A 25,525-nucleotide genomic window follows, 5' to 3' on the forward strand; every position below is an offset into this window, starting at 1 on the left:
AAATCTCTACATGAGATGATTTTTATCCTCGCAGGTAAGCATAGACTCCGATATTAGAGTCAGTGGTAAATATCATCTGCCTCGCAGTCAGGGCTTAGCTGATCTTTATCGAAATTACCAATTTTTCAAACTACCCTTATTTTAATAAGGATCTGCTACTTAAGACAGAATAACTAAATTATCCCGATGGATAACCTCCTCGTTATCACAGCACTTCAACACAGAGGCTATCTCCCTTGACTGCAATCCCTTAATGGCGTTCACATCCACCGAGGCGTAGTTCACCAAACCGACGGCAATTCTACTCCCATCGAGACGACAGCAATTCACAGAATCACCTCGATCAAATTCACCGGAGATACCAACAATACCGGAGGGGAGCAAACTCTTACCACCCTGCAACAGGGCCTTACAGGCCCCGGCATCAAGCAAAAGAGTCCCCTTTGGCTTAAGCACATGAGCAATCCACTGTTTTTTGCTCTTCATCCGTTCTTTGCAGGGAAGAAAAATGGTACCGATATCCTCCCCGGCAAAAAGACGCTGTAACACTCTCGGAGCACGACCAGGACCTATTATCGCCGTCCCACCACCTGAAAAAACAATCTTGGCGGCACGTATTTTACTCTGCATGCCTCCAGTGCCAAAAAGGCTATTACTATTCCCCGCCATTGCCTCAATCTCTGGACTGATCTTTGTGACAATATGCAGGGGACGAGCTGTCGGATCTTTCTGGGGATTTTTGTCATAGAGGGCATCTACATCTGTCAGACATATGCAGATATCGGCTTCAAGCAGGTTGGTCAATAGAGCAGCCAGGGTATCATTATCACCAAACTTTAACTCTTCAACCGAGACAGTATCATTTTCATTAATGATAGGGGTAACACCAAACTTAAGCAGGGTAAGAATGGTATTACGTATATTGAGATAGCGGTCCCGGTGAGAAAGATCGGCATGGGTAAGCAGGATCTGGGCCACATCCAGCTCGTAAAAGCCAAAGGCCTCTTCGTAGGTCCTCATCAAATGAGATTGACCAATGGCGGCAAGGGCCTGCTTTTCTTTCATGCCCAGCGGGGCACTATCCTGCCAAGAAATTTTTTTACGTCCCGCAGCAACAGCCCCGGATGACACCAAAATAACCTCATGTCCGCTTTGGCGGAGATAAGAAATTTCCCGGGCAAGATCTGCAATAAAACTTGTATGAATGCCACCGACATTAGTTAAGATTGCACTGCCAACCTTAACAACTACCCTACGAGCCTTGTCAAATATCTCTCGACGAAGCTGCAACTCCTCTGTAACGTCCACCATCACTACTCATCCTTTGCTTGCTCTTCTTCCTTTTGTTTCTTTAGTTCCTGACGTCGCTCTTCTTCCTTTTGTTTCTTTAAGTCCTGAAGTCGCTCTTCCTCCCGTTTCTGCTTTAATTCCTGATATTCCATGTCATCAATGATATCACCAATCAGCTTGACAAGCTTATCGACACCTTCTCCCGTGATTGCAGAGATAAACAAAACATTTTTAGGTTCAAGACCACGGGCCTCAATAAAATCAGGAAGCAAATCTTTATCAAAGTCAAATTCATCGCACTTATTCAGCACCAGAATTTTTGCCCGGTCAGCAAGCTCTTCTTTGTAAGAGCGCAACTCGTTACCAATAATATCATAATCGCTAAAGGGATCATCAGCTGAGGCGTCAATTACATGGACTAAAATCTTTGTCCGCTCAACATGACGCAAAAACTTATGGCCAAGGCCAACACCTTGATGTGCTCCTTCCACAAGCCCTGGAATATCTGCAATAATGCAGGAATTTCTCATGGGAAAGTGAAGCATACCCAATTGTGGTTCAAGAGTTGTAAAAGGGTAATCGGCAACTTTAGGGTTGGCAGCAGAAAGCTTAGAGAGAAGAGTTGATTTTCCTGCATTAGGAAGACCGACAAGACCAACATCCGCCATCAGTTTCAACTCAATAAGAAGCCATTTTTCCTCACCAAGCTTACCCTTGGTCGCAACGCGAGGGGTACGATTAGAGCCACTTGAAAAATGCGGATTGCCCATACCCCCACTACCGCCTTGGGCAACAACAAACTCTTCTCCCTCTTCTGACAAATCGGCAAGGACTCTACCTGTCTCACTGTCTTTAACGACAGAGCCTACGGGTATATCCATATAACAGTCTTTACCGCCACGGCCATGCATATCCCGCCCTTGACCGTGTACTCCTCTCTCAGCTTTAAAGTGGGAGCGATAGCGGAAATCAATCAGCGATTGAACCTTGGAGGAGGCAACCATAATCACATCGCCACCCTTACCGCCATCACCACCATTGGGGCCACCTTTTGGAACAAACTTCTCACGGCGAAAGCTGACACAACCATTGCCACCATCTCCAGCTTTTACAAAAAATTTCGCTTCATCAACAAAGGCCATAATGTATCATCCTAAAGTTACAAAGTCCCTTAGTTACAGAAGCGATCTGCAGGGAGACAGTGAATAAAGTACAAAAAAAAACTCGACCTTCAATACACATTGAGGTCGAGTTTCAATCTATCTTCCCGCCCATTGGCAGCAAAATACAAAAGCTGTAAAACTATTCGGCGGCAGGATAAACGCTTACACGTTTTTTATTCTTACCGAAATCTTCAAACTTCACCACGCCGTCAATTTTTGCAAATAGAGTGTAGTCACGACCACATCCTACGTTGGTTCCCGGATGAACTTTTGTTCCGAGTTGGCGAATCAGGATGTTACCTGATCTTACTGGCTCGCCACCAAATTTTTTAACGCCACGTCGTTGGCCGGCACTGTCACGACCGTTTCTGGAACTACCACCTGCTTTCTTATGAGCCATTTTTTACTCCTTTCAAACAGCGTAAAACACTTTACTATATTTAAAATTTAGGCAGAAATTTCTTCAATTTTCAAGGCAGTATAGGACTGACGATGTCCCTGCTTCAAGCGATAACCCTTACGACGCTTCTTTTTGAAAATAATGATTTTCTTACCACGTCCCTGCTCTGCAATCTTAGCAACAACCTTAGCATTCTCAAGAACAGGCTGACCTACTTGAACGTTATCACCATCTACCAACATCAAAACGTCTGTCAAATCGAGACTATCACCAACATTTCCTTCAAGCTTCTCAACGCGAAGCTGATCGCCACACGCAACTTGATACTGCTTTCCACCTGTACGTACTATCGCATACATTATATATAACCTCATAAATTGAAATTGCGTTTCAACGAAAACTGTTAGATTTGTAAAGGGGACAATAAAACCAACTTTCCCTGACAATGTCAACACAATTCAACGTGTTTATGCCGACAAATCAATTTTTTTTTACAAATTTCGCAAAAACAGTCCGATCAACAATTCTTACACTTAAATGGCTGAATTCTCAAGACGGGATTTTTCTTTTTCCTGGCGAATTGCACAGGCACGAGCGAAGGCTTCCTTCTTACCATGCTTAGCAATAGAAACAGAAGTTTTGCCCTGCTTTCCACTGGATGTCACCCAGCTCACCTCATACCGACCAAGCTTGTCATTAAGTCGTACGCCAACAACACCTGTACTGGAATTGCTTACAGTAACCATATGTTTATTGGTCCGCACCTTACCCAATTTTTTTTCGGTCTGATCGCGCCAAGCAATTGCCAATAAGAGACTTGAGGCCCGGCCACCACACTTACGGTCAGAAAAGAACTTCGAATGAGTTTTACCAAGAAAGCGCACACGTACATACCAGCCATGGGTACGCTTAGATTCCTGATCAATTCGAGCAACGTCTTTATGCTTTTCAAGCAGTACTTTTTGTTTCTTCTCTTCTTTCATTATAGCCCCGTTTACTGTAAGTAATATTATTTTTATACAAAAGGGAGTAGGAAGAAAGAGCATATTTGTGACATGTTACAACCAGCTCAAAAAAAAGCATCTCTCCATTCCCCGCAGAAGTGCTACACCGTGGCACCTTGCCACACAATTGAGATGCTACATAATGTATAAAAACTAACAAAGCAACTGCTTTTTGTAAAATAGCTAAAAAAAGGGTTAAAGACAATAAAAGCCTTTTCCTCTCCACCCAACTTTAACACTTTTCCCGAATCAATTTCATATGTCCATAAAAACAAAGCAGACATTTACAGAACTCCTGGAAACAATCAAACAATTACTCGGCGAAGAGGGCTGCCCATGGGACAAAAAGCAGACCAACGAATCCATCATTAAATATTTAAAATCGGAGTCACAGGAACTTATCGACGCCCTTGAGAAAAAAGATTACCCAAATATCTGCGAGGAACTGGGAGACGTTCTTTATATTGTGATTCTCATCAGTTCCATAAATAAAAAAGAGGGCCAATTCAGCCTCGAGGACGTCTTCCGCGAAGTGAACGCAAAGCTCGTTCGCCGCCACCCCCATGTCTTTGCCGGCACCAGCTATGAAACAGAAGAAGATCTGGCAAAGCAGTGGGAGAAGATCAAGCAACAAGAGAAGCACGATGCGAAAATACAAATAGCGCCAACAAACAACAACAAAGGTAATATTAAGTAATATTTTACATAAAAAAATTGACACAAGCAAATGTTAGCGGTATTTTAACCTGTTTTTTGAAGTGAATTTCACTTTATCAGTATTTGGTTTGCCCTAATTGCTGGGCAGATCTTTTTAACCTCTTCGCTCTCTGCGTTTACAAAGTTAGCGAGGGCCGTAACAGAAGCATTATGCTTCGATATCCATAACTCCACGAGGAGGAATTATGCGTAGGGACGAAACAATCTATATTCTTCGCCCAACCATGAGCGAAGAACACATCAACACCGTCATTGAGAATACCAATAAGATCATTCTTGATGATGCGGGAACCATCATCTTCTATGAACCAAGTGGGGCATGAAAAAGCTTGCTTACTTGATCAAGAAAGAGCTCTCAAGGTTATTATGTATACTGTGACTATGCGGGAACTCCTGCAGCAGTTTCTGAAATGGAACGTCGTTTCAGAATTGAAGATGCAGTTCTTAAGTACATGACAGTTAAACTCTCTGAGGACATCAGCGCAGAAGAGATTCAACAAGCTATTGGCGATATAGCTGCCCGCGAAGCTGCTGTTAAAGAAGCTGCCGAAGCTGAAGAAGCTGCCAACGAAGAAGTTGTTGAAAAAGTCGTTGAAAAAGTGGCCGAGAAAGCTGCTGAAAAAACTGTTGAAGAAGCTGCTCCCGTAAAAGAGACTGAAGAGTAAAATAGCACCCCCAAAGGAGTTTGACATGGCCCCAAGACCACAAAAAAAATTGTTTACCCGTAAAAAAGTTTGTCGCTTCTGCGCAGACAAAGAACTTGTTATCGACTACAAGGACGTTAAAGTTCTTAGAAACTTTGTTTCTGAACGTGGTAAAATTATCCCACGTCGTATCGTTGGCACCTGTGCTTCTCATCAGCGTCAGCTTTGTGAAGCAGTAAAACGTGCTCGTCAAATTGCACTTCTTCCCTACTCTGGATCTGCCCAGAACTAATTGGCTTTTAGCGAAGAGAGTCTACGTGGAGAAACAAGCTGTAGAACAAATTGAGATAAAGAAGATACTGGTTCGAATACTTCTTATCACCGCAACCATTGTCCTTCCAGGAGTGGATTGGACAGTTTTTAGTTGGTTGCATCCCATGTTGCCACTCCTAGTCTTTTTCGTGTTAAGCGAACAGGGCATGTACGGTGGAAACAGGGTCATACTTATAGGTACAGGTTTGGGGCTTTTAGGTTCCTTCCTGCTCGGTTCTATGAGCTTGTTTCTGTTTGCCGCATCCCTCCTACCGGTGGGTTATGTCCTGGCAGATTCAGCAAATCGTAATAAAAGTCCTGTGCAAGCAGGTGGCAGAGGAGTTTTGGCCCTGGCCCTGTGCTGGGTTATACTCCTCAGTGGTATAATAAGCCCTGGCAGTATATCTCCGTATGCGCAGCTATTACTCAGCGTAAATACGGGAATTGATGAGGCGATAAAGTTTTACCGGGCAAGCAGTGATATTTCAGTGGACGTTAATATCATGTTGGAATCTACCCTTCTGCAAATGAAGGCCATTATTCCAATAATCACCCCTGCCATACTTGCCTGTTTTGCCCTCTTTATTGTCTGGTTTAGTACCATTGCAGGAAACTGGCTCATTGCAAAAAAATGTGGTCGTATTATCTGGCCACATTTTAAATATTGGCAGTTACCGGAAAAACTTATTTGGCTGGCCATAGCTACGGCACTGGTCACCTTTATACCTCTGAACCTGGTTCGATACGTAGGGATTAATATCCTGATTGTCATGGCAATTATATATTGCTTCCAAGGATTTGGTATTACTGTTTTCTTAATGGACAAGTGGAAAATGCCAATCATCTTTCGTGCCTTTGTGTATGTAATGATTGTTTTCCAGTCTTTTGGTGCCATTATCCTCCTCTTGCTTGGAATTGCTGACACATGGTTAAATTTTCGCAAATCATCCGATGATGTGGGAATTCAAGAATAAAAAAGCCCAGTTGTAGGGCGTGTTTTAGAAACACTATAAGGAGTTTAAAAATGAAACTCATCTTAAAAGAAACCATCAGTACTCTCGGAAGAGAGGGTGATCTTATAGACGTAAAGGCGGGTTACGGCCGTAACTATCTTCTTCCTCAAGGCAAGGCTGTACTTGCAACAGCTACAAACGTTGCAGAACTTGAGAAGAACCAAGCTGAAATTCAAGCAAAAATTGCAAAAGAGACCGCAATTGCCGAGAAGGTTGCTGAGAAACTTCAAGCTATTAACCTTGTTATTGAGCAACTCGCCGGTGATGATGGACGTCTCTTTGGTTCAGTAACCAACTCTGACATCTGTGCAGCTCTTGCAGCACAAGACATCGTGCTTGATAAGCGTCAGATCATTCTTCCTGATCCAATCAAGACTGTTAGCGAGACCCCTGTTCTCATAAAAGTTGGTTTTCAAGTTGCAACTGAAGTAGTTGTTAAGGTTGTTCCTCTGAGCACCAAGGCGTAACCGCTAGCCTCTTTTGAGGTATTCTGTCCTGTCCTGTGACAGGATAGATGATATAATTGTAAGCTATAGGTAGAGTTTCCTATGACTTACAAATGAGCAGAGACACCAGGGGGAACTCCTTCTGGTGTTTTTTTGTTTTACCAATCCCCCCATTCTTGTCCCTGAAGAATAGGCAGAAGAAGAGTAGATGAATTCATTTTCCGATATACCAGACAATATGCCGCCGGCAGATTTTGCAAACCATCCCCATCGAGTTCCACCTCAAAACGTAGAGGCAGAACAAGCTGTTCTTGGCTCCGTACTACTCAAGGCAAAATCCTTTGGTAATGTGTTGGAAATTTTGAAGCCAAGCGATTTCTACCTTGAAAGTCACCGTATTATCTATGAGGCAATGCTTGATCTCTTTGAAAAAAACGAGCCTCAGGATCTGCTGACAATTTCAAATTTATTGCGCGACCAAAATGTTCTGGAAAAAATTGGGGGGTCGCTCTACCTTGCCAGACTCACATCCATCGTGCCCGTTACGGCCAATATCGCAAGTTATGCCAAAATAATCCGTAATAAGGCAATATTACGTCACCTCATTGAGGTCAACACAGATATTGCCGCTCGCTGTTATGAGGAGCAGGGGGATATCGATCTGCTTGTAGATCAGGCAGAACAGGCTATTTTTGATATTGCAGGCTCAAAGGATGGACAGGGTTTCACCCTGATAAAACAGATTGTGCCAGATGCCTTTGACACAATCAACCAACTCTTCAAACGAAAAGAGATGATTACCGGTGTCCCCTCTGGCTACACCGATCTTGATAAAATGACGGCGGGCCTGCAACCATCTGATCTCATCATTCTGGCAGCGAGGCCCTCCATGGGTAAGACCTCCTTTGCCATGAATATTGCCCAGCATGCTGCAATTGTTGAAAAAATTGGGGTTGCCGTCTTTAGCCTTGAGATGTCAAAAGAGCAACTTGTTATGCGTCTTCTCAGTTCTGTTGGCCGCATCGACTCCCAGCGCATTCGTACCGGTAAACTACAACCGGAAGACTTTGAAAAGCTGAACCGTGCCGTTGGCATGCTCACCGGAGCGCCCATTTTCATCGATGACACCCCATCAATCTCAGTACTGGAGATGAGAGCCAAGATACGAAGACTTGCCGCCCAACACGATATTGGCCTTATTGTGGTCGACTACCTCCAGCTGATGCGTGGACGTAACGCCACCGAAAACCGGACACAGGAGATCAGTGAAATTTCACGATCCCTGAAGGCCCTGGCCAAAGAGCATAAGGTGCCTGTTATTGCCCTCTCCCAGCTTAACCGTAGTCTGGAGAGCAGACCGGACAAACGACCCATGATGTCAGATCTCCGTGAATCTGGAGCAATCGAGCAGGATGCCGATGTTATCGCCTTTATCTACCGTGACGAGGTCTATAACAAGTCTGAGGACAACCCCGCCCGGGGACAGGCCGAGATTATTATTGGTAAACAGAGAAATGGACCAACGGGCTCAATTCAATTGGCCTTTATTAAAGAAATTACCATGTTCGAAAATTTGAGCTACTACAGTGAGCCCGATGATGGAGCTTTTGAATAGAGCGTTTTTCTTCCTCTTTTTAGCTTAGAAACAAATTTTTTTAATGCTACTCTTCCCCTCTTTCGGTAAAGTCTAGCAGTGTTTTAAAGGGTAGGAACAAAATTTCATATTATTTTAATAATAAAATATTAAATCAGCTAGTTGTTTAGTTACTTATCGAGGGATATATGCAACACCCAACCAATGCAAGATACGATTTTAAGACTATTGAATCCAAATGGCAGAAAAACTGGGCAGAAAACAAGACCTATTCTGTAACAGAGGACGAAGACAAGGAAAAATACTATCTCCTTGAAATGTTTCCCTATCCCTCTGGAAGAATTCACATGGGTCATGTACGCAACTACACCATTGGTGATGTTGTCGCCCGTTATAAGAGAATGCGTGGTTTCAACGTACTCCACCCCATGGGTTGGGATGCCTTTGGTTTGCCTGCAGAAAATGCTGCACAAAAAAACAATACCCACCCCTCCGTCTGGACCTACGACAATATCGACTATATGCGTCAGCAGCTCCAACAGCTAGGCCTCTCCTACGACTGGGATCGTGAGATGGCCACCTGCAACCCTAAGTACTACCGCCAGGAACAGCAACTCTTCATCGAAATGCTCGAGAAAGGGCTGATATACGAAAAGGTAACCACCGTCAACTGGTGTGATACCTGTCAAACCGTACTTGCCAACGAACAGGTTATCGAAGGCGCCTGCTGGCGTTGTGACCAGCTGGTTCATCCTCGTAAGATGAACGGTTGGTTCTTTAAGATCACCGACTATGCAGAAGAACTTCTTGCCGATCTCGACAAGCTCACCGGCTGGCCGGAAAAGGTACGTACCATGCAACGTAACTGGATCGGTAAGTCCACCGGTCTCAGCTGCGACTTTCAACTCGAAGATATGGATGATAAAATATCCATCTTCACCACCCGCCCGGATACCATCTACGGCGTCACCTTTATGTCCCTTGCCCCGGAACACCCGTTGGTCGAGCAACTGATCGCAGGAACCGATCGCGAGCAGGAGGTGCGTGACTTTGTTAAAGAGGTACTTGAAGACAAGCAGCGTCAGGATCCCACCCAAGAGCCAGAGAAAAAAGGCATCTTTACCGGTAAATACTGCACCAACCCCTTTAACGGTGACCGCGTTCCTGTCTATGTGGCAAATTTTGTTCTCATCGAATACGGTACCGGCGCAGTAATGGCCGTCCCCGCCCACGATCAGCGTGACTTCGAATTTGCCGGCAAATACAAGCTACCCATCATTCCCGTTGTCGTACCGGAAGGTGAGGCCGTCAATCCAGCCGATATGGAAGAGGCTCTGACCAATCACGGTCTCCTCATAAATTCAGGCGACTTCACGGGCATGGCATCGCAAGAGGCCCAGGCCAAGATTATTGCCTATGCAGAAGAGAAGGGTTTTGGTAGTCCTCTTACCACCTACCGTCTACGCGACTGGGGTATCTCTCGCCAGCGTTACTGGGGCGCTCCAATCCCTATAATTCACTGCGATAGCTGTGGCATTGTTCCTGTGCCCATCGATCAGCTCCCCGTCGAGCTCCCTGAAGATAAGGACAAGAGCAGCGTTTGCGCCCCTCTTCATCAGCGCCCTGATTTCATCAACACCACCTGCCCAAAATGTGGTCAGCCGGCAAAGCGTGAAACAGACACCATGGATACCTTTGTTGAGTCCTCATGGTACTTCGCCCGTTATACCAGTCCACGACACACCGAGGCCCCCCTTGATAAGGCAAAGGCCAAATACTGGTTGGCAGTAGATCAATATATCGGCGGCGTAGAACACGCTATCCTCCATCTCCTCTACTCAAGATTTTTCACCAAGGTACTTCGCGACCTGGGATATCTGGAAATTGATGAGCCCTTCATCAAGCTCCTCACCCAGGGTATGGTCATTAAAGATGGAACCAAGATGTCAAAATCCAAGGGAAATGTTGTTGATCCCCACGACCTGATCAGCGAATTTGGAGCGGATACGACAAGACTCTTCAGTCTCTTTGCTGCCCCTCCAGAGCGTGATCTTGAGTGGAGCTCAGAAGGCGTTGAAGGTTCTTCAAGATTCCTCAACAGAATTTACCGTTTTATTACGGCAAATTTTGAGGCCCTTACCGCAGGAGAGGCCTTTCCTAAAAAACTCTCCGAAGAAGATCGCCTGCTGCATAGAAAGAACCATCAAACAATCAAGCGGGTCACCGAAAACATTGAGCATAATTTCCATTTCAACACTGCCATTAGTGCAGTAATGGAACTGGTCAATCAGCTCTTTGCCCAATTCAAGAATGAGAAATCCATCGCCGCCCCGGCAGTTCTGCGCGCCTCGGTGGACAGTGTCCTCCTCCTGCTCTCGCCGATGGTACCTCACTTCTGTAATGAAATGTGGATGGTACTTGGCAACACCGAGCCCATCGAAAATCAGGCATGGCCTGAATTCGATATCGAGGCAACCAAGGAAGACCTGCTCACCATTATTATTCAGGTACGTGGCAAGGTTCGCTCCAAGATTCAGGTACCGGTGGACATTGAAGAGGACGAAATTGTTGCCCTGGCCCTGGCCGATGAGAACTGTCAGAAGTTCATCGATGGTCAGCCTATTAAGAAAACCATCGTGGTTAAGAAAAAGCTTGTGAATATTGTTATCTAAAAAATAATGCATACCTTACTGTTCTCCTCGGGGAACAGTAGGGCAGGAGAAAACAATTGAAAAAAATAGCCCCCTTTCTGATTCTCTCTATCCTTCTTGTCATCGGCGGTTGTGGCTATCATAATGCCAATGTTTACTCTGGCCCTGAAAAGGCTATTTTTCTTACAGAGTGGCAAAACAAGACGAGTAACCTCTCTCTTAATTCAGATATATACCGCTCTCTCTTACAGTGGTTTCAAAAATCTGATAAAATCAAGGTTGTTCGGACAGGAGCCGAGGCTGATCTCATTTTAGCCGGTGAAATTATTTCTATTTCTCTGCCAAGCATGTCCTATACCGATCGAACTGCCTCGGAAGTACAGGTGGTGCTCCAGGTACGCTATGTGATAAAGGATCTGGCAACAGGGAAAATCCTCATTGAAGTGCCAAGAGAGAGCTGGACGGAAGAGTACTATCCCTATGCGGGAAACTCTTCAGCGCCCGACAAGGAGAGTCAAGCAATCAAACAAATTGTCGACGATCTCTCCAAAAAGATCTACCAGCAGACCCTGCGTAAACTCAATAGCATGTAAATCACCTTTTTATTGCATTCCATAGGTCATACCCATAAACGGGTATGACCTCTTTTTCTACCGCCCATAACACCTATGTTTACCATTGGCCCCAATCAGTTTTCTTCACCCTTTGTCCTGGCCCCACTTGCAGGTTACACAGATCTCTCCTTCCGACTTCTCTGCCATCAATTTGGGGCAGACTATACCGTCTCTGAAATGATTAGCTGTCATGGACTTTTTTATAACCAACAGAGAACCCTGGAAATGCTTGCCTCACTACCGGAAGAACGTCCTGTCTCCTTCCAACTCTTTGGGGCGGAGCCAGATATCATGGCCAAGGCAACTCTGATACTCAATGATTTTCAGCCTGATATGATTGACATAAATATGGGCTGTCCGGTTCGTAAGGTCACCAAAAAAGGTGCAGGCGCGGCCCTTATGTCCACCCCGGAACTTGCCTACGATGTCATCCGCTCGGTGGTTGACAATACCGACATCCCTGTAACCGTAAAATTTCGGGCAGGGGTGAGCAGCACAGAACTGAACGGTGTAGAGTTTGGCCTTATGACAGAGAGGGCAGGAGCCGCCGCCGTAGCCGTTCACGGCCGAACACGGGCTCAGGCATTTAGCGGAGTGGCCGATCGAGGTATCATCAAAGAGGTCAAAGAGGCCCTCTCCATTCCCGTCATAGGAAATGGAGATATCTTATCCTACCAGGATGGTTTGGATATGATGGCTGAAACAGGTTGTGATGGGGTCATGGTCGGGCGAGGTGCGCTCGGCAATCCATGGGTCTTCCAGGCTAGTGGCAAGCCGGCAAACATCCATGGCCTTGCTGCAGGCGCCCTGCAGCACCTGCTCCTCATGGAAAGATTCAACCCCGTAGAGCGCGTCCTTGGCCTTATCAAGAACCATATGAGCAAATACTTCAAGGATATGCCGGGAAGCTCAAGGCTCCGCACAGCTATCTTTACCGCATCATCCTTTTTAGAACTGAAGGGAATGATCACCGAACTGAGCAATCCCGAAAGAGCTCACTCCCTTATAACTGACATTGAGCAAAAATATGAAATTTCGTAAACCAGAAGACGCAGAGCTACAAAAAAAAGCCGCCGCCCTCCTCCACCGGGCATTTCCCAAGAGCAAACGCGAAGAGGATTTGGCAGAAGATCTTCGTGATAATGAGCAAGAGTTTCACGAGTGGGTGGCTATTCACCGCAATAGCGTCATTGCCTATATTGGTTTCAGCAATGCCTACAGGGATGGAGAAAAATGCGGCCTCCACCTTGCCCCCATGGCAGTTCACCCCGATTTTCAGGGTCAGGGAGTGGGAACAGACCTTCTCCATTTTGCCCTACGGCAAAAAGAGATTAAAGACCAGACAATATTTGTCCTCGGCAAGCCGGGATTTTTTCAACGATTTGGTTTTCAGTGGGCCGAGCTCCCCATCTGCCCATTTGCCCAGGGCAACAAACACTTCTCGATCAAAAACAGTACGGGAGGAGACTATACCGTCGACTACGAACCTGAATTTTATTAATATTTTGTCAGGTCCCTGATAGCAAACAGGCCCCTATGTTCAGCTGAACATAGGGGCCTTCTCTTTAGCCCAGAGAGCGAATAAATTCAATCAGGGTTCTGGTTCCTGTACCGGAAGGCCCTTTGGGAATATATTTTTTCTCGGTGAAGTTCCAGGCAGTTCCTGCAATATCAAAATGGAGCCAAGGAGTATCACCTATGAATTTTTCCAAATAGGCAGCGGCGGTAATGGTGCCAGCAGGACGGCCACCCACATTTTTAATATCTGCCACCTCGGACTTGATCTGCTTACGGTATTCCTCGGTCAGAGGCAGGCGCCAAACAGGTTCACCGGCCTTGGCCCCCGCTCTGGTGGCAAGTTCTACCAGATGATCACTATTAGAGACAAGGGCCGTATGATGATGGCCAAGAGCAATAATAGCAGCACCCGTCAAGGTTGCCAGATCGAGGACATAATCGGGGCAATATTTTTCTACCCCATAGGCCAGGGCATCGGCCAAAATCAATCTCCCCTCGGCATCTGTATTCACCACCTCCGAGCTTATTCCACCATAATGACTAATTATATCACCTGGTTTTAAAGCACCTCCACCTGCCATATTATCCGTTGCAGGAACGATAGCTATGACCCGAACATCAGGTTTTTCTTCTGCCACAGCCTTCATGGCACAGATAACAGCCGCACCACCACACATATCATACTTCATCTCCTCCATGCCCGCGCCTGGTTTCAAACTCACTCCACCAGAATCAAAGGTAAGGCCCTTACCCACCATCAGCACAGTTTTACGTGGGTTTTCCGGGCTATACTCCAGAACAACAAGCTGAGGCGACTCCTTACTGCCCTGACTCACCCCCAAGAGACCACCCATCCCCATTTTCTTCATCTTCTTCTTACCGAGAACGGTACAGACGAGGGAATGAGATTTGGCAAGTTTTTTAGCATAACGAGAAAAATGCTTTGGTGTCCAGCCATTACCCGGCTCATGAGCCATATCACGGGCAGCACAACCACAGTCAGCTGCCAATTGGGCTCGTTCAGATATCCTTTCTAAAGCCTTATCAAAGGCACCGGCAAAAGAGAGAGCAAGTACCTTCAATCCTCTGTATGGGGCAGGGGCATCTTTTTTACTCATATACTTAAGGAAACGATAATCGCCCAGGAGTACTCCTTCAACCAAGGGTTCAAGGGTATCGGCACTCTTTCTCCCTGCAAGGGTGGGAATTACCACCAGCACCTCAGTAGCCTTTATCTCAGCGGCCTTCTGGGCAACAAGGCCACCTGTTTGCCGAAGCAGATCTCTCTGTAAATCAGAGTCCTTATCCCCCTTACCAAGACCAAGCAAGAGAATACGCTCTGCCCCACAGATGCTTTTCTTCAACTGTGATGAGTAGAGAAGGACGGCCTCTCCATCTTTGCCCGAAAAATCTCCGGTTGCCTCTAATTTATTATAAATATTAGCAATTTCCTTCATATCACCGCTAAATTCAGGCTTCTCCCCCAGAGGGAAAACCAACAAATCTCCGGCAAAACTCTGCCATTTTTCATAATGTACTACCTGGGTTTTACTCATGATGACTCCATAATAGAGTTGATTAGATCAATTAGCTATGCCGACTAAGCTTACATAACTAAGAAACAGTGTCTATTCTCTTTAAAGCATGACTCAAATAAAATATGTAGTAGATAGACACGGATAATAGATAATATATAGAGTACATTAAAAATGTACTGCTCTCTTTTTTAGCCCTTATTTTATAACAGGTAGGAGATGATATTGAAAAATCATTCTGCCATAGCGGAGAATTCTTGTGCATCAAACCCTTATTGTCGCAGTAAGCCTTGCCATTTTCATATCTGCAATCTGCTCTCTCTGCGAAGCAGTGCTCTACACCCTCACCGCCAGCCAGGTTGAAATGCTGAAGAAAAGCGGCTCACCGGCCGGAGAGCAGCTGCAACAGATGCGGGCAGATATTGATGAACCCATCACAGCAATACTCACCCTCAATACAATTGCCCATACTATTGGCGCAGCCATTGCCGGGGCTGCTGCCGCAAAAATTTGGGGCGATGAAAATGTTATCTGGTTCTCAGCAATTTTTACTCTGGCTATTCTTATCTTCACCGAGATACTGCCAAAAACCATGGGGGTAAATTTTGCCTACAAACTGGCCCCAGTCATTACCTATCCCCTACAGATAATGATATTTATATTAAAACCAATTGTTTGGCTATGTCGATGGGTTACCCGTCTTCTGCCAAATCGTGAAGACGACACCATCAGCGGTGAAGAAATTCAAACCATAGCCACTCTTTCCCAAAAATCCGGCGATATAGAGGAGAATGAGGCAAAGGTCATCAATAATATCATTGAGCTCAAACACAAAATTGTTCGTAATATCATGACCCCCCGGACAGTCACCTTTTCCCTCAACGAAACGCTGACCATAAGTGAAGCCATGACCATGATAAAACGACTGAGTAGCCATAGCAGGATACCTGTTTATAACGTTAATATTAACAACATAACAGGAATCATCATGCGAAAGGACATTCTTCAGGCGGCAGCTGACGACAGGGACGAACTGCCACTCTCGCAGCTGGCAAAACCCGCCCATTTTGTCCCGGAGACAGCGCCTCTTAACCGTATTCTCATTGATTTTTTTGATCGCCACCAACACCTCTTCGTCGTCGTCGATGAGTATGGCAGCATGACAGGGGTGATCTCCATGGAGGATGTTATTGAGGAAATTGTCGGTCAGGAGATCGTTGATGAATCCGATAAGGCAAATGATATGCGGGAGCTGGCCAGAAAACGAAACCTGGCCAGAAAAGAGGAGAGAAAAAAATAGGCCTCAACCCCTTTTTATCGAGATGGGAGTGACAGCGATATTATCAGCCCAGATCAATCATGGGCAGAGGTTGGTGCTGATCGGCCACATGCAGCTTCATCTGCGGCCAGGCCTTTGCCACCGGAGCGACTGCTCGCAGGGCATGCTGAGGGGTGTTATTGGTTTCACTCAGGTGAGCAAGCACCGTACACTGAAGCTTTTCATGACAGAGATCCTGAAGAAACTGAGCACTCTCCTCATTTGCCAGATGACCCTGGCGAGATCGCACCCGCTGCTGGAGCTGCAGGGGGTATGGGCCCATACGCAAGAGATCCGGATCATGATTTGCCTCAAGTATCAGTCCATCACAGGCGGAGAGGCGCTTAGCCATGAGATGGGTAGCATAACCGGTATCCGTACAGTAGCCAAGGGTCTTCTCACCATTGCTTATGATATAGCCCACAGGATCAGCACTATCGTGCATCACCGAAAAAGAGCGCAGTTCTAAATCACCGATCTGGAGGATATCTCCTGTCTCAAACTCTCTGATATTATCTATTTTTTTAATTATCCCTTCACTGCCAAGCAGGGTCCCCTCATTTGCCCAGACACTCATCTTACATCTTCTGGCAAGCACCCCGACCCCGCCAACATGGTCACGGTGTTCATGGGTTACGCAGATGGCCCGTAAACAGTCGGTGCTCCTGCCAATTACCGCTAAACGCCTCTCTATTTCCTTCCCGGAAAAACCCGCGTCAATGAGAATAGCTGTTTTACCAGATTCGATATATACAGAGTTACCCCGACTACCACTGCCAAGTACAGAAAAACGCATATTTTTTACCCTTAGGTCCTGTCAGAAAATTATATGAACATCTTGCATCTCAGCTTCGGGCCATCTTCGACCGCTTCTCAATCGCAAAATCCTCGATGTAGCCCTGCTACATCTGCGGTTTTGCTCAATCGGCGCAACCAAATCTGACCCAATCCTGAGCGAAATTTTGGCCATCTTATTTTGTAACAAAACCTTAGTTTTAAGAGATCATGAAGAAATCGCCTCATACTCCCGTATGGCCAAAGCCACCGGCACCACGCTCCGTTGCCTCAAGCTCCGTGACAACAGTCCATCTTGCCTGGAGAACAGGGGCAAGGACAAGCTGAGCAATACGATCACCATGATGAATGGTTACAGCTTGCCGACCAAGGTTAATCAGCCCCACCCCGACCTCACCACGATAGTCTGCATCTATGGTACCAGGTGCATTAACCACTGTCAGCCCATGCTTTATGGCAAGACCACTCCTTGGTCGCACCTGAATTTCATAGCCAGTGGGAATGGCAAGGGCAAAACCCGTCGGAATAAGGACAATATCACCCGGCTCAATGGTACAATCAGCATCCAAACAGGCCGCCACATCCATACCGGCAGCCCCCTCTGTTTCATATGCGGGTAGAGAAAGCGTCTCTGTCTCCCGACCTTCCAGCCAAAGGAATTCCACTTTTTTTTCCATCACAGTCCCCTACAAAAAAGGGCCGATCCTCAAAAGAAGATCGGCCCAAAAACTATCTCAGAACAGCAGGCTACAATTAACCGAGCAATGCCTTACGACTAAGACGGATACGGCCGCGATTATCAACATCAAGAACCTTCACCTCTATGGTGTCGCCCTCGTTGACAACATCGGTCACATCCTTAACTCGCTCAAGGGCAAGCTCAGAGATATGAACCAATCCATCGGTACCAGGAAGAATCTCTACAAAGGCACCAAAGTCTTTGATGGTCTTAACCTTTCCGGTATATACCGCTCCAACCTCTACCTCTGCAGTGATAGATTTTACTCTCTCCACAAGGGCCTCGGCAAGTGCACCGTTAGCAACAAACATTTTTACCAAACCGCTGTCATCAACTTCGATTTTTGCATCGTACTGTGCAGAAAGCTCTTTGATGATCTTACCGCCGGGTCCAATAATGTCACGAATCTTGTCTTGGCTGATCTTATGAATGAAATACTTAGGCGCATGCTCAACCACCTCGGCACGAGCCTCGGCAATACCCTTGCTCATCTCTTCCAAGATGTGCATACGACCACGTTTTGCCTGATCAAGAGCATTGGACATAATATCACGGCTAACACCGTCAATCTTGATATCCATCTGCAGAGCGGTAATACCATCACAGGTACCAACCACTTTGAAATCCATATCGCCCAAGTGATCCTCATCACCAAGGATATCAGAGAGAATAGCAACACCCTCGCCTTCCTTGATAAGCCCCATGGCAATACCGGAAACAGGACGCTTAAGGGGTACACCCGCATCCATCATGGCCATACTACCACCACAAACTGAAGCCATAGACGATGATCCGTTAGATTCAAGAATCTCGGAAACCACACGAATTGCATATGGGAAATCTTCTTCACTTGGAAGAACAGCCTCTAAGCCACGGGTTGCAAGAGTTCCATGACCAATATCACGTCGGGAAGGACCACGAAGGAAACGAGCCTCGCCAACACAGTATGGAGGGAAGTTATAGTGAAGCATAAAACGACGAGAAGTCTCGCCGTTAAGGGTCTCAACACGTTGCTTATCGCGCTCACTACCAAGGGTTGCAGTAACAAGTGCCTGAGTCTCACCACGGGTAAAAAGAGCAGATCCATGGGTCTTTGGCAAATATTCTGTTTCACTGGAGATATCACGAATCTCATCCCAGGCACGACCACCAATACGCACGCCTGTGTTTACAGTCTTTTCACGCAGATAAGTCTTCTTGAAATCAGAGAGAAGGCTGCTGATCTCAGAGGCACGCAGACCCTCTTCAGTGTCAAGCTGAGCCACAACTTCTTTCTTCAGATCATCATAAACCTTACCACGCTCCAACTTGTCTACGGTGGTATAAACTTTTTGCATACCGGCCGCAGCAATCTCAACAACCTTTGCCTTAAGTTCTGCATCAATCACAGGGGACTCAACAACGATTTTTTCTAAACCATTAGCTCGTTGGAGTTCATCCTGAAGATTGATAAGGGGCTGAAGGTTTTCAAAGGCAAAGAAAATAGCGCCAAGAATTTCATCTTCACTGAGTTCGTCGGCCTTACCCTCAACCATAACAATAGCGTTACGGGTACAGGCAACCATCAGATCCATGGAAGAAGATTCAAGCTCTGCGAATGTTGGGTTAAGTACATATTTACCATCAATATAGGCAATACGACCACCAGCCACTGGACCTGCAAATGGAATATGAGAAATAGAAAGTGCCGCTGAAGCACCGGTCAAGGCAAGAACATCAGGTGAGTTCACCTGATCTGCCGAAAGTACGGTGGCAATAACTTGAGTCTCTGATCTATAACCTTCAGGGAAGAGCGGACGAAGGGGACGATCAATAATTCGACAGGTAAGCACCTCTTGGTCAGAAGGACGACCAATCTCACGACGAAAATAGTTACCGGGAACACGACCTACTGCAGAAAACTTTTCTTGATACTCAATGGTGAGTGGCAAAAAGTCAACATTGGGATTGCTGGTCTTGGCGCCAACCACGGTCACAAGTACCACGGTACCACCACAACTGATCACAATCGATCCAGATGCCTGCTTGGCTAATTTTCCAGTTTCAATGGAAATAAGCTTGCCATCAATATCAGCTTCAACTTTATTAAACATATTTTCTCCAACTGTTTATCAGCTTCGGGGAAAGGAAATAATGTTCCCCTTCATGACTGGATTATCCACCAGTCCCTATGCTCTTTTTTTTTCGACTTCCTTAAACTGCAATACCTCAGGAAATTTCTTTTGGAGAAATCACCTGAGGTATACACATACCCCAAAACAAAAACGTTGCAGGTAAGGTGAAGGAATTACTTACGAATTCCAAGCGCCTTGATCAATTCACGATATGTAGTAACATTTTTTTTCTTCAAATAATCAAGAAGGCTTCTGCGTTGGCCAACAAGCTTAAGCAGACCTTGTCTTGAGTGATGATCTTTCTTGTGAGTCTTGAAGTGATCGGTCAGGTACTGAATACGATCGGTCAAGAGAGCGATCTGTACTTCAGATGATCCGGTATCGCCTTCGTGGGTCTTGAACTTCTCAATAATCTCGTTTTTTACAACTGCTGATTGTGCCACGACAATCCTCCTGAAACTGTATTATAAGAATATAATATTCTCAATAAATTCGAATATTTTCTGTCATAATTTATCCGCTGAAAAAAAAGCGGGCGGGCGAGCCAATGCGGATCAGAAAATGCAAAGTTAGGTGGCGTCCCTTCCAAGTATTAAGATACGCATGGTACTCTCGAAGCAAGAATAGCTAAAACGCAAAATTATTGCAACAATTTACCTACACTTTCTACGGATAAAACTTTTTTCATGAATCTTTCATGAGCATCTTCAGCTAACATGTCGACATCGGTGAGGGCATCTTCAACATTGAAAAAACCACTTTTGGTGCGACGAAGGTCAGTTAAATGGGCACCACAGCCCAGAACCTTTCCGATATCCGAGCCAAGGGTCCTGATATAACTCCCCTTGCTGCAGCGTACCCGAATTACCAGGCTAGGATGGTCTCCTTCAAGATCTCCTTCGCCCAGCCTCTCAATTTCATGAACGGTTATCTCCCGTGCATCTTTTTTTACTTCAATACCCTTACGGGCATAATAGTAGAGAGGTTTTCCCTGATGCTTTAAAGCTGAATAGGCAGGTGGCACCTGCATCTGAGTGCCCTTAAAACCGGCAAGACAGGTCTCTATGGTCTCTGCATGCAAAAAACCCACCTGCTTTCTGGCAATTTCTGCCCCTTCCGGATCCTGGGTTTCAGTTTCAACCCCAAGACAGAGGGTGGCAATATATTCCTTCTCCCCATCCATAAAGGAAGAGATCATCTTGGTCGCAGGACGTCCCGCGCATACCACTAACAAACCAGTGGCAAAGGGATCAAGGGTTCCAGCATGGCCAACCTTTTTCATCCCCAAGATACGACGTACCCGGCTTACTACACCAAAAGAAGTAATCCCCACTGGTTTATCAATGAGGAAAATTCCTGCTGTAAAATCTTGTTCTTCCAATATTAGTCTCTTTTAAAGCTGAGGTACATTAAGAAAGAGCGGCCCTAAGGGCCGTCACAACTCTGGATCGTGCCTGCAATAGGTTTATCTCTTTTAAGCGAAATCCTGCAGCGTTATAATGCCCACCTCCACCAAACTGCTCGGCGACAAGAGAAACATCACAACCGCCCTTGGCCCGAAGACTGACAGAAACACTTCCGTCCTCGCTACCCTTTAAAAAGATGGCAACCTTAACGGAGGCAATAGATCTCGGATAGTCAACAAAACCACCTGTATCTTCCTTGCTAGCACCTGTTTGCGCAAACATTTCATCCGTCACATAGACAGAGGCAACTTGCCCTTCACAGTTCATCTCCAAAGTACCCAGCACCATCTGCATCAACTGCAAGCGGGAAAGGGTCCAATTATCGTAAAGATGACTGCCAACCTGATCCGGAAGGACACCGAGCGCCAGAAGTTCTCCGGCAATGACATGGGTTCTAGCCGAAGTACTGCTGTAACGAAAGCCACCCGTATCACTTACGATGGCAACATAGAGACAGAGGGCAGCTTCATAGCTTAACGGCATATCAAGCTTAGCTGCAAGCTCAAAAACCATCTCGCCCGTCGAAGAAAGAGCTGCCTCAACCCAACTGATATCACCAAAGGGTAAATGACTCTTGTGATGATCCATAACAAGAGAGTATTGGCATTTTGCAAAGATATCCTGAAAGATACCAAGGCGATAAACATCACCGCAATCAAGGGCGATGGCAAGGCAATCCGTTCCCTCCCGCACGAGGAGGGCCTCGGCCGCAGCAGATCCAATAATCAAATTATCGGCAGCTGGCAAAAAGGCATAGGTCAGCGGAAGCTCTGCCTCCACAAAACACCACACCTTCTTCCCCTGGGCCTGCAAAATATCTGCAAGCCCAAAGAGAGAACCAAGCGCATCACCGTCGGGGCGACTATGAGCAAAAAGAAAAAACTTATCATTTTGCTCAATTGCCTCAACTAAATTACTAGGAATTTTCACCATTATCCTGGCGCTCCTTAGCGATTTCTTGGAATATATTTTCTATCTCTGCAACCTTTTCTGCAGTCTTGTCATAACAGAACTGAAGATTAGGTGTATATCGCATATTCAAGGTCCGAGCAAGGTGACTCCTGATAAAACCAGTTGCCGCCAAAAAGGCCTTATCAACTGCCTTTACATGTTTATGAGGACCATAGATTGTGTAATAAATTTTAACAATCGTAAGATCATCCGTCGCTGTCACTCGGGAAATACCCACATCTTGCAGCTTCGGGTCACGAATCTTTTCAAGCAACAACACGGCCAGCTCTTTGCGAATTGCATCCGCTACCCGTGTTGAACGCTTAACTTCGGTTCGTTTTCCGAGACCAATGGAATCAAGTATTTCTTTAGGATCCCATACACTCATAAATTCACCTACTCACCCAGGGTTGCTGCGACTTCATTCATAATGAAAGCCTCAAGCACATCACCTATTTTAATATTATTAAAATTCTCTACGCCAATACCACACTCATAACCCGAAGCAACTTCCTTGGCATCGTCTTTGAATCGTCGCAGAGAACCAATCTTACCTGTGTAGAGAACCACGCCTTCACGAAGGACGCGAACACCAGCATTACGTTGGATCTTGCCACTGGTAACATAACAACCACCAATAACACCAATCTTTGGAACACTAAAGATATCACGAACCTCTGCATCACCGATAATCTCTTCTTCAAAGGTCGGATCAAGCATACCCACCATTGCATCACGGATATCATCGAGGGCATGATAGATAACGTCGTAGGAACGAACATCAACATGTTCCTTATCGGCAAGCGCTTTCACCTTAGCTGACGGCCGCACATTGAAACCAATGATAATAGCGTCGGAGGCCGAGGCGAGAAGGATATCTGAATCTGTAATGGTACCAGTTCCCTCATGAAGCAAACGTACCTTAATTGCCTTGGTGGAGAGATCAGCTGCAGCCTTAGCAAAGGCTTCAAGTGTTCCCTGAACATCGGCACGAAGAACAACGCGAAGTTCACGAACCTCTCCCTCACTCATCTGCTCAAAGAGCTTATCAAGAGAGATTTTGGTACTTGCACCAAGCTCAGCCTCACGCGCCTTCATGGCACGATCATGACTAACGGCCTTAGCCATCTTCTCATCGGTAACCACGACAAACTCATCACCGGCGGAAGGTACACCAGAGAGACCTTGTACTTCTACAGGGATAGAAGGACCTGCTTCAGCAAGTGAACGTCCCCGATAGTCGAGCATGGCACGTACTTTACCACTGTGCTGACCAACAACAAAGTGATCGCCCTTGGCAAGGGTTCCTGCCTGAACGAGGATGGTTGCAACAGGACCACGACCCTTATCCAGTTGAGCCTCAAGTACACGTCCGATCACCTTACGATCAGGATTGGCCTTCAACTCGAGCATCTCTGCCGCAAGCTGGACAGACTCCATCAGCTCATCAATGCCGATCTGCTGCTTAGCTGAAGTCTCGCAATACATGGTGGTTCCACCCCACTCTTCCGGGGAGAGATCCAACTCTGCAAGTTCACGCTTAACACGCTCAACATCAGCATTGTCTTTATCAATTTTATTTACAGCAACAATGATTGGCACATTGGCAGCCTGAGAGTGACGAATCGCCTCACGGGTCTGGTCCATAACGCCATCATCTGCAGCTACCACAAGGATAACAATATCTGTTACCTGGGCACCACGAGAACGCATTTCTGTAAAGGCAGCATGGCCCGGAGTATCAACAAAGGTAACATCTCCTGAGGCAGCTTTTACATGGTAGGCACCGATATGCTGGGTAATACCACCTGCTTCACCATCTGCTACATCGGTTTTACGAATAGCATCCAGAATAGAGGTCTTACCGTGATCAACATGACCCATAACGGTAACAACAGGACAACGTCCTACCTCTATACCACCCTCTTCTGCTTCGGTAAGAAGTTGAATACCAAGCTCATCGGTAATACCCTGATCTACCTCATAGCCATATTCGGTTGCAATAAGGGTCGCAGTATCGATATCAACAGACTGGTTGATGGTGGCCATAAGCCCAAGTCCCATCAATTTACCGATCACATCACTTGCCTTAACCTTCATACGACCGGCAAGATCACCTACGGTGATGGTGTCATATACCTTAACATGCTTCTTACTCGCCTTCATCTCCGATGGTGGTAAAGTCTGAGCATCACGCTTACCTCTTCTCGGACGTCTACCACGGTTCTGATAATCGGTTCCGAAGTGGGTAAATTTTACACCTTTTTTCCCCTTAGCCTTTGGACGGCTATCACGCTCTGCAGGCTTCTCATCACGACGGCCCTTCTTCTTTCTGTTACGACTGTCATCCTGAGCAGGTGTAGCAGGTGCCGCTGGCTTAGGAGGTCCGCCTGCACTACGATTAGGTGACGGAGTACTTGGACGTGGGCTTCTATTAACCGGTGGCCTGGTTGGCTTTCTGCGAGGGCGAGAAGGCTCTTCTCTCTGAATAGGCAACTCTACCCGACCAATAACACGGACACCTCCACTTCGATATGGCTGTTGAGCGGGTTTAACTTTTTTATCAGTACTGGCAGGTGTTGCTACCTTTTTACTGTCTACTGCTGTTTTGCTTTTTTCCACGGTTTCCGTATGTTCTGCTCGTTTTATTTCTGGGGCACCTGCTTTTTTCTCGTTACTGCCAGCACTCACTACCTCTGGCTTAGCAACAGCAGCACTTTCTTCTTTCTCAATGGTTGGTTTCTGTGCTTTCAACTGAGACTCTTCCTCTCTCTCTAAGGGGGCGGTAGGAGCCTCTTTGTTAGTAACGAGTTCCTCTACAACCGGGGCAACTTCTTGTATCACAGGTTCACTCTTCTCGGCCTTAACAGGCTCCGATTTTTTTACCTCTTCAGCCACCACTTCTTTAGGTACCTCGACGCTTACCGCCTGTACCTCTTCTACAATTTTTTCTGGCACGACAGGTTCATCTACTTTCTTACCCCCAATTACAGTGGTAGGTCGATGCGCGGCTGCAGCTTCATTTGTCGCCTGCCCTGTGTCTTGCCCAGACTCTTTTGTGCCAAGGAAGGTACGTCGAATCTCATCGGCGGTAGCATCATCTACGGTGGAGCTATGACCTTTGATTTGATACCCCTTTTTGATCAGCTTATCAGCAAATGCTTTACCGCTCATCCCTGCCTCTTTGGCCAACTCGTAAATCCTAATCCTGCTCATTCGTTACTCCCGTATCCTTCCCATT

The 25,525-nt window shown here is 46.2% G+C and carries 25 protein-coding genes and 1 pseudogene; 12 read left to right on the plus strand and 14 right to left on the minus strand.

What is annotated here, in order from left to right; genetic code table 11:
• Nucleotides 1–159: 159 nt before the first annotated feature.
• The 5 genes from proB to DP_RS13165 all read right to left on the minus strand — a co-directional run bounded on the left by proB (nucleotide 160) and on the right by DP_RS13165 (nucleotide 3,836).
• Entirely contained in the window at nucleotides 160–1,311 is a 1,152-nt protein-coding gene (proB, locus tag DP_RS13145) for a glutamate 5-kinase (protein ID WP_041278024.1), read from the minus strand.
• A gap of 2 nt (nucleotides 1,312–1,313) precedes the next feature.
• Nucleotides 1,314–2,432: a GTPase ObgE gene (gene obgE / locus DP_RS13150; protein WP_011189831.1), complete on the minus strand. Its 1,119-nt coding sequence runs from the start codon at nucleotides 2,430–2,432 to the stop codon at nucleotides 1,314–1,316.
• Between the two features lie 160 nt (nucleotides 2,433–2,592).
• On the minus strand, nucleotides 2,593–2,853 hold the full coding sequence (gene rpmA / locus DP_RS13155) for a 50S ribosomal protein L27 (RefSeq protein WP_011189832.1): 261 nt from the start codon (nucleotides 2,851–2,853) through the stop codon (nucleotides 2,593–2,595).
• Between the two features lie 47 nt (nucleotides 2,854–2,900).
• Complete coding sequence (gene rplU, locus DP_RS13160; protein WP_011189833.1) at nucleotides 2,901–3,212, minus strand: 50S ribosomal protein L21; 312 nt, start codon at nucleotides 3,210–3,212, stop codon at nucleotides 2,901–2,903.
• Between the two features lie 174 nt (nucleotides 3,213–3,386).
• On the minus strand, nucleotides 3,387–3,836 hold the full coding sequence (locus DP_RS13165) for an AP2/ERF family transcription factor (protein ID WP_041278025.1): 450 nt from the start codon (nucleotides 3,834–3,836) through the stop codon (nucleotides 3,387–3,389).
• Between the two features lie 280 nt (nucleotides 3,837–4,116).
• Between DP_RS13165 and DP_RS13170 the strand changes: the two genes are divergently transcribed.
• From DP_RS13170 to DP_RS13215, 11 genes and pseudogenes are all read left to right on the plus strand, one after another.
• Nucleotides 4,117–4,554: a MazG nucleotide pyrophosphohydrolase domain-containing protein gene (locus DP_RS13170; protein ID WP_011189835.1), complete on the plus strand. Its 438-nt coding sequence runs from the start codon at nucleotides 4,117–4,119 to the stop codon at nucleotides 4,552–4,554.
• Nucleotides 4,555–4,759: 205 nt separating this feature from the next.
• Nucleotides 4,760–4,897 (plus strand): 30S ribosomal protein S6, encoded by a 138-nt coding sequence (locus tag DP_RS19015; RefSeq protein ID WP_083818992.1) that lies wholly within the window; start codon nucleotides 4,760–4,762, stop codon nucleotides 4,895–4,897.
• Nucleotides 4,898–4,930: 33 nt separating this feature from the next.
• Nucleotides 4,931–5,239 (plus strand): annotated as a pseudogene (locus tag DP_RS19020) (30S ribosomal protein S6); the annotation flags it as partial.
• A 25-nt stretch (nucleotides 5,240–5,264) separates the two neighbouring features.
• Entirely contained in the window at nucleotides 5,265–5,510 is a 246-nt protein-coding gene (gene rpsR, locus DP_RS13180) for a 30S ribosomal protein S18 (RefSeq protein ID WP_011189837.1), read from the plus strand.
• Between the two features lie 25 nt (nucleotides 5,511–5,535).
• Entirely contained in the window at nucleotides 5,536–6,504 is a 969-nt protein-coding gene (locus tag DP_RS13185; RefSeq protein WP_041278027.1) for a DUF2232 domain-containing protein, read from the plus strand.
• Nucleotides 6,505–6,554: 50 nt separating this feature from the next.
• The gene (gene rplI, locus DP_RS13190) at nucleotides 6,555–7,010 is read left to right on the plus strand and encodes a 50S ribosomal protein L9 (RefSeq protein WP_011189839.1); all 456 of its coding nucleotides are present in this window, start codon (nucleotides 6,555–6,557) and stop codon (nucleotides 7,008–7,010) included.
• 187 nt (nucleotides 7,011–7,197) lie between these two features.
• A complete protein-coding gene (dnaB, locus tag DP_RS13195; protein WP_011189840.1) occupies nucleotides 7,198–8,604 on the plus strand; it encodes a replicative DNA helicase in 1,407 nt (468 codons plus the stop codon).
• Between the two features lie 167 nt (nucleotides 8,605–8,771).
• On the plus strand, nucleotides 8,772–11,255 hold the full coding sequence (gene leuS, locus DP_RS13200) for a leucine--tRNA ligase (RefSeq protein WP_011189841.1): 2,484 nt from the start codon (nucleotides 8,772–8,774) through the stop codon (nucleotides 11,253–11,255).
• Nucleotides 11,256–11,311: 56 nt separating this feature from the next.
• Complete coding sequence (locus DP_RS13205; protein WP_011189842.1) at nucleotides 11,312–11,827, plus strand: LPS-assembly lipoprotein LptE; 516 nt, start codon at nucleotides 11,312–11,314, stop codon at nucleotides 11,825–11,827.
• Nucleotides 11,828–11,902: 75 nt separating this feature from the next.
• On the plus strand, nucleotides 11,903–12,889 hold the full coding sequence (gene dusB, locus DP_RS13210) for a tRNA dihydrouridine synthase DusB (protein WP_011189843.1): 987 nt from the start codon (nucleotides 11,903–11,905) through the stop codon (nucleotides 12,887–12,889).
• Entirely contained in the window at nucleotides 12,876–13,349 is a 474-nt protein-coding gene (locus DP_RS13215; protein ID WP_041278028.1) for a GNAT family N-acetyltransferase, read from the plus strand. The genes dusB and DP_RS13215 overlap by 14 nt, the downstream gene beginning before the upstream one ends.
• A 64-nt stretch (nucleotides 13,350–13,413) precedes the next feature.
• On the opposite strand, the gene DP_RS13220 is transcribed toward DP_RS13215, so the two are convergent.
• Complete coding sequence (locus DP_RS13220; protein WP_011189845.1) at nucleotides 13,414–14,922, minus strand: leucyl aminopeptidase; 1,509 nt, start codon at nucleotides 14,920–14,922, stop codon at nucleotides 13,414–13,416.
• Nucleotides 14,923–15,160: 238 nt separating this feature from the next.
• Here DP_RS13220 and DP_RS13225 point away from each other — a divergent pair, with 238 nt between their 5' ends.
• Complete coding sequence (locus DP_RS13225; protein WP_011189846.1) at nucleotides 15,161–16,201, plus strand: hemolysin family protein; 1,041 nt, start codon at nucleotides 15,161–15,163, stop codon at nucleotides 16,199–16,201.
• Nucleotides 16,202–16,244: 43 nt separating this feature from the next.
• Here DP_RS13225 and DP_RS13230 read toward each other — a convergent pair whose 3' ends face one another.
• The 8 genes from DP_RS13230 to infB all read right to left on the minus strand — a co-directional run bounded on the left by DP_RS13230 (nucleotide 16,245) and on the right by infB (nucleotide 25,500).
• Complete coding sequence (locus DP_RS13230) at nucleotides 16,245–17,015, minus strand: MBL fold metallo-hydrolase (protein ID WP_011189847.1); 771 nt, start codon at nucleotides 17,013–17,015, stop codon at nucleotides 16,245–16,247.
• A 223-nt stretch (nucleotides 17,016–17,238) separates the two neighbouring features.
• Nucleotides 17,239–17,691, minus strand: a complete 453-nt coding sequence (dut, locus tag DP_RS13235; protein WP_011189848.1) for a dUTP diphosphatase — start codon at nucleotides 17,689–17,691, stop codon at nucleotides 17,239–17,241.
• Between the two features lie 76 nt (nucleotides 17,692–17,767).
• Complete coding sequence (gene pnp, locus DP_RS13240; protein ID WP_011189849.1) at nucleotides 17,768–19,846, minus strand: polyribonucleotide nucleotidyltransferase; 2,079 nt, start codon at nucleotides 19,844–19,846, stop codon at nucleotides 17,768–17,770.
• 194 nt (nucleotides 19,847–20,040) lie between these two features.
• Complete coding sequence (gene rpsO, locus DP_RS13245) at nucleotides 20,041–20,310, minus strand: 30S ribosomal protein S15 (RefSeq protein WP_011189850.1); 270 nt, start codon at nucleotides 20,308–20,310, stop codon at nucleotides 20,041–20,043.
• A gap of 197 nt (nucleotides 20,311–20,507) precedes the next feature.
• Entirely contained in the window at nucleotides 20,508–21,248 is a 741-nt protein-coding gene (gene truB, locus DP_RS13250; protein WP_011189851.1) for a tRNA pseudouridine(55) synthase TruB, read from the minus strand.
• Between the two features lie 28 nt (nucleotides 21,249–21,276).
• Entirely contained in the window at nucleotides 21,277–22,266 is a 990-nt protein-coding gene (locus DP_RS13255; protein ID WP_011189852.1) for a DHH family phosphoesterase, read from the minus strand.
• A complete protein-coding gene (rbfA, locus tag DP_RS13260; protein ID WP_011189853.1) occupies nucleotides 22,250–22,672 on the minus strand; it encodes a 30S ribosome-binding factor RbfA in 423 nt (140 codons plus the stop codon). The genes DP_RS13255 and rbfA overlap by 17 nt, the downstream gene beginning before the upstream one ends.
• Before the next feature lie 8 nt (nucleotides 22,673–22,680).
• Nucleotides 22,681–25,500 carry a translation initiation factor IF-2 gene (gene infB / locus DP_RS13265; RefSeq protein WP_011189854.1) on the minus strand — a complete coding sequence of 940 codons (2,820 nt, stop codon included), beginning with the start codon at nucleotides 25,498–25,500 and terminating at the stop codon, nucleotides 22,681–22,683.
• Between the last annotated feature and the right edge of the window lie 25 nt (nucleotides 25,501–25,525).

The organism is Desulfotalea psychrophila LSv54, from assembly GCF_000025945.1.
In the GTDB taxonomy this organism is placed as follows: Bacteria; Desulfobacterota; Desulfobulbia; order Desulfobulbales; family Desulfocapsaceae; genus Desulfotalea; species Desulfotalea psychrophila.

Coding starts and splice junctions, on each gene's coding strand:
- proB (WP_041278024.1), bottom strand. CDS start 1,311: ATGGTGGACGTTACAGAGGAGTTGCAGCTTCGTCGAGAGATATTTGAC.
- obgE (WP_011189831.1), bottom strand. CDS start 2,432: ATGGCCTTTGTTGATGAAGCGAAATTTTTTGTAAAAGCTGGAGATGGT.
- rpmA (WP_011189832.1), bottom strand. CDS start 2,853: ATGGCTCATAAGAAAGCAGGTGGTAGTTCCAGAAACGGTCGTGACAGT.
- rplU (WP_011189833.1), bottom strand. CDS start 3,212: ATGTATGCGATAGTACGTACAGGTGGAAAGCAGTATCAAGTTGCGTGT.
- DP_RS13165 (WP_041278025.1), bottom strand. CDS start 3,836: ATGAAAGAAGAGAAGAAACAAAAAGTACTGCTTGAAAAGCATAAAGAC.
- DP_RS13170 (WP_011189835.1), top strand. CDS start 4,117: ATGTCCATAAAAACAAAGCAGACATTTACAGAACTCCTGGAAACAATC.
- DP_RS19015 (WP_083818992.1), top strand. CDS start 4,760: ATGCGTAGGGACGAAACAATCTATATTCTTCGCCCAACCATGAGCGAA.
- rpsR (WP_011189837.1), top strand. CDS start 5,265: ATGGCCCCAAGACCACAAAAAAAATTGTTTACCCGTAAAAAAGTTTGT.
- rplI (WP_011189839.1), top strand. CDS start 6,555: ATGAAACTCATCTTAAAAGAAACCATCAGTACTCTCGGAAGAGAGGGT.
- dnaB (WP_011189840.1), top strand. CDS start 7,198: ATGAATTCATTTTCCGATATACCAGACAATATGCCGCCGGCAGATTTT.
- leuS (WP_011189841.1), top strand. CDS start 8,772: ATGCAACACCCAACCAATGCAAGATACGATTTTAAGACTATTGAATCC.
- dusB (WP_011189843.1), top strand. CDS start 11,903: ATGTTTACCATTGGCCCCAATCAGTTTTCTTCACCCTTTGTCCTGGCC.
- DP_RS13215 (WP_041278028.1), top strand. CDS start 12,876: ATGAAATTTCGTAAACCAGAAGACGCAGAGCTACAAAAAAAAGCCGCC.
- DP_RS13220 (WP_011189845.1), bottom strand. CDS start 14,922: ATGAGTAAAACCCAGGTAGTACATTATGAAAAATGGCAGAGTTTTGCC.
- DP_RS13230 (WP_011189847.1), bottom strand. CDS start 17,015: ATGCGTTTTTCTGTACTTGGCAGTGGTAGTCGGGGTAACTCTGTATAT.
- dut (WP_011189848.1), bottom strand. CDS start 17,691: ATGGAAAAAAAAGTGGAATTCCTTTGGCTGGAAGGTCGGGAGACAGAG.
- pnp (WP_011189849.1), bottom strand. CDS start 19,846: ATGTTTAATAAAGTTGAAGCTGATATTGATGGCAAGCTTATTTCCATT.
- DP_RS13255 (WP_011189852.1), bottom strand. CDS start 22,266: ATGGTGAAAATTCCTAGTAATTTAGTTGAGGCAATTGAGCAAAATGAT.
- rbfA (WP_011189853.1), bottom strand. CDS start 22,672: ATGAGTGTATGGGATCCTAAAGAAATACTTGATTCCATTGGTCTCGGA.
- infB (WP_011189854.1), bottom strand. CDS start 25,500: ATGAGCAGGATTAGGATTTACGAGTTGGCCAAAGAGGCAGGGATGAGC.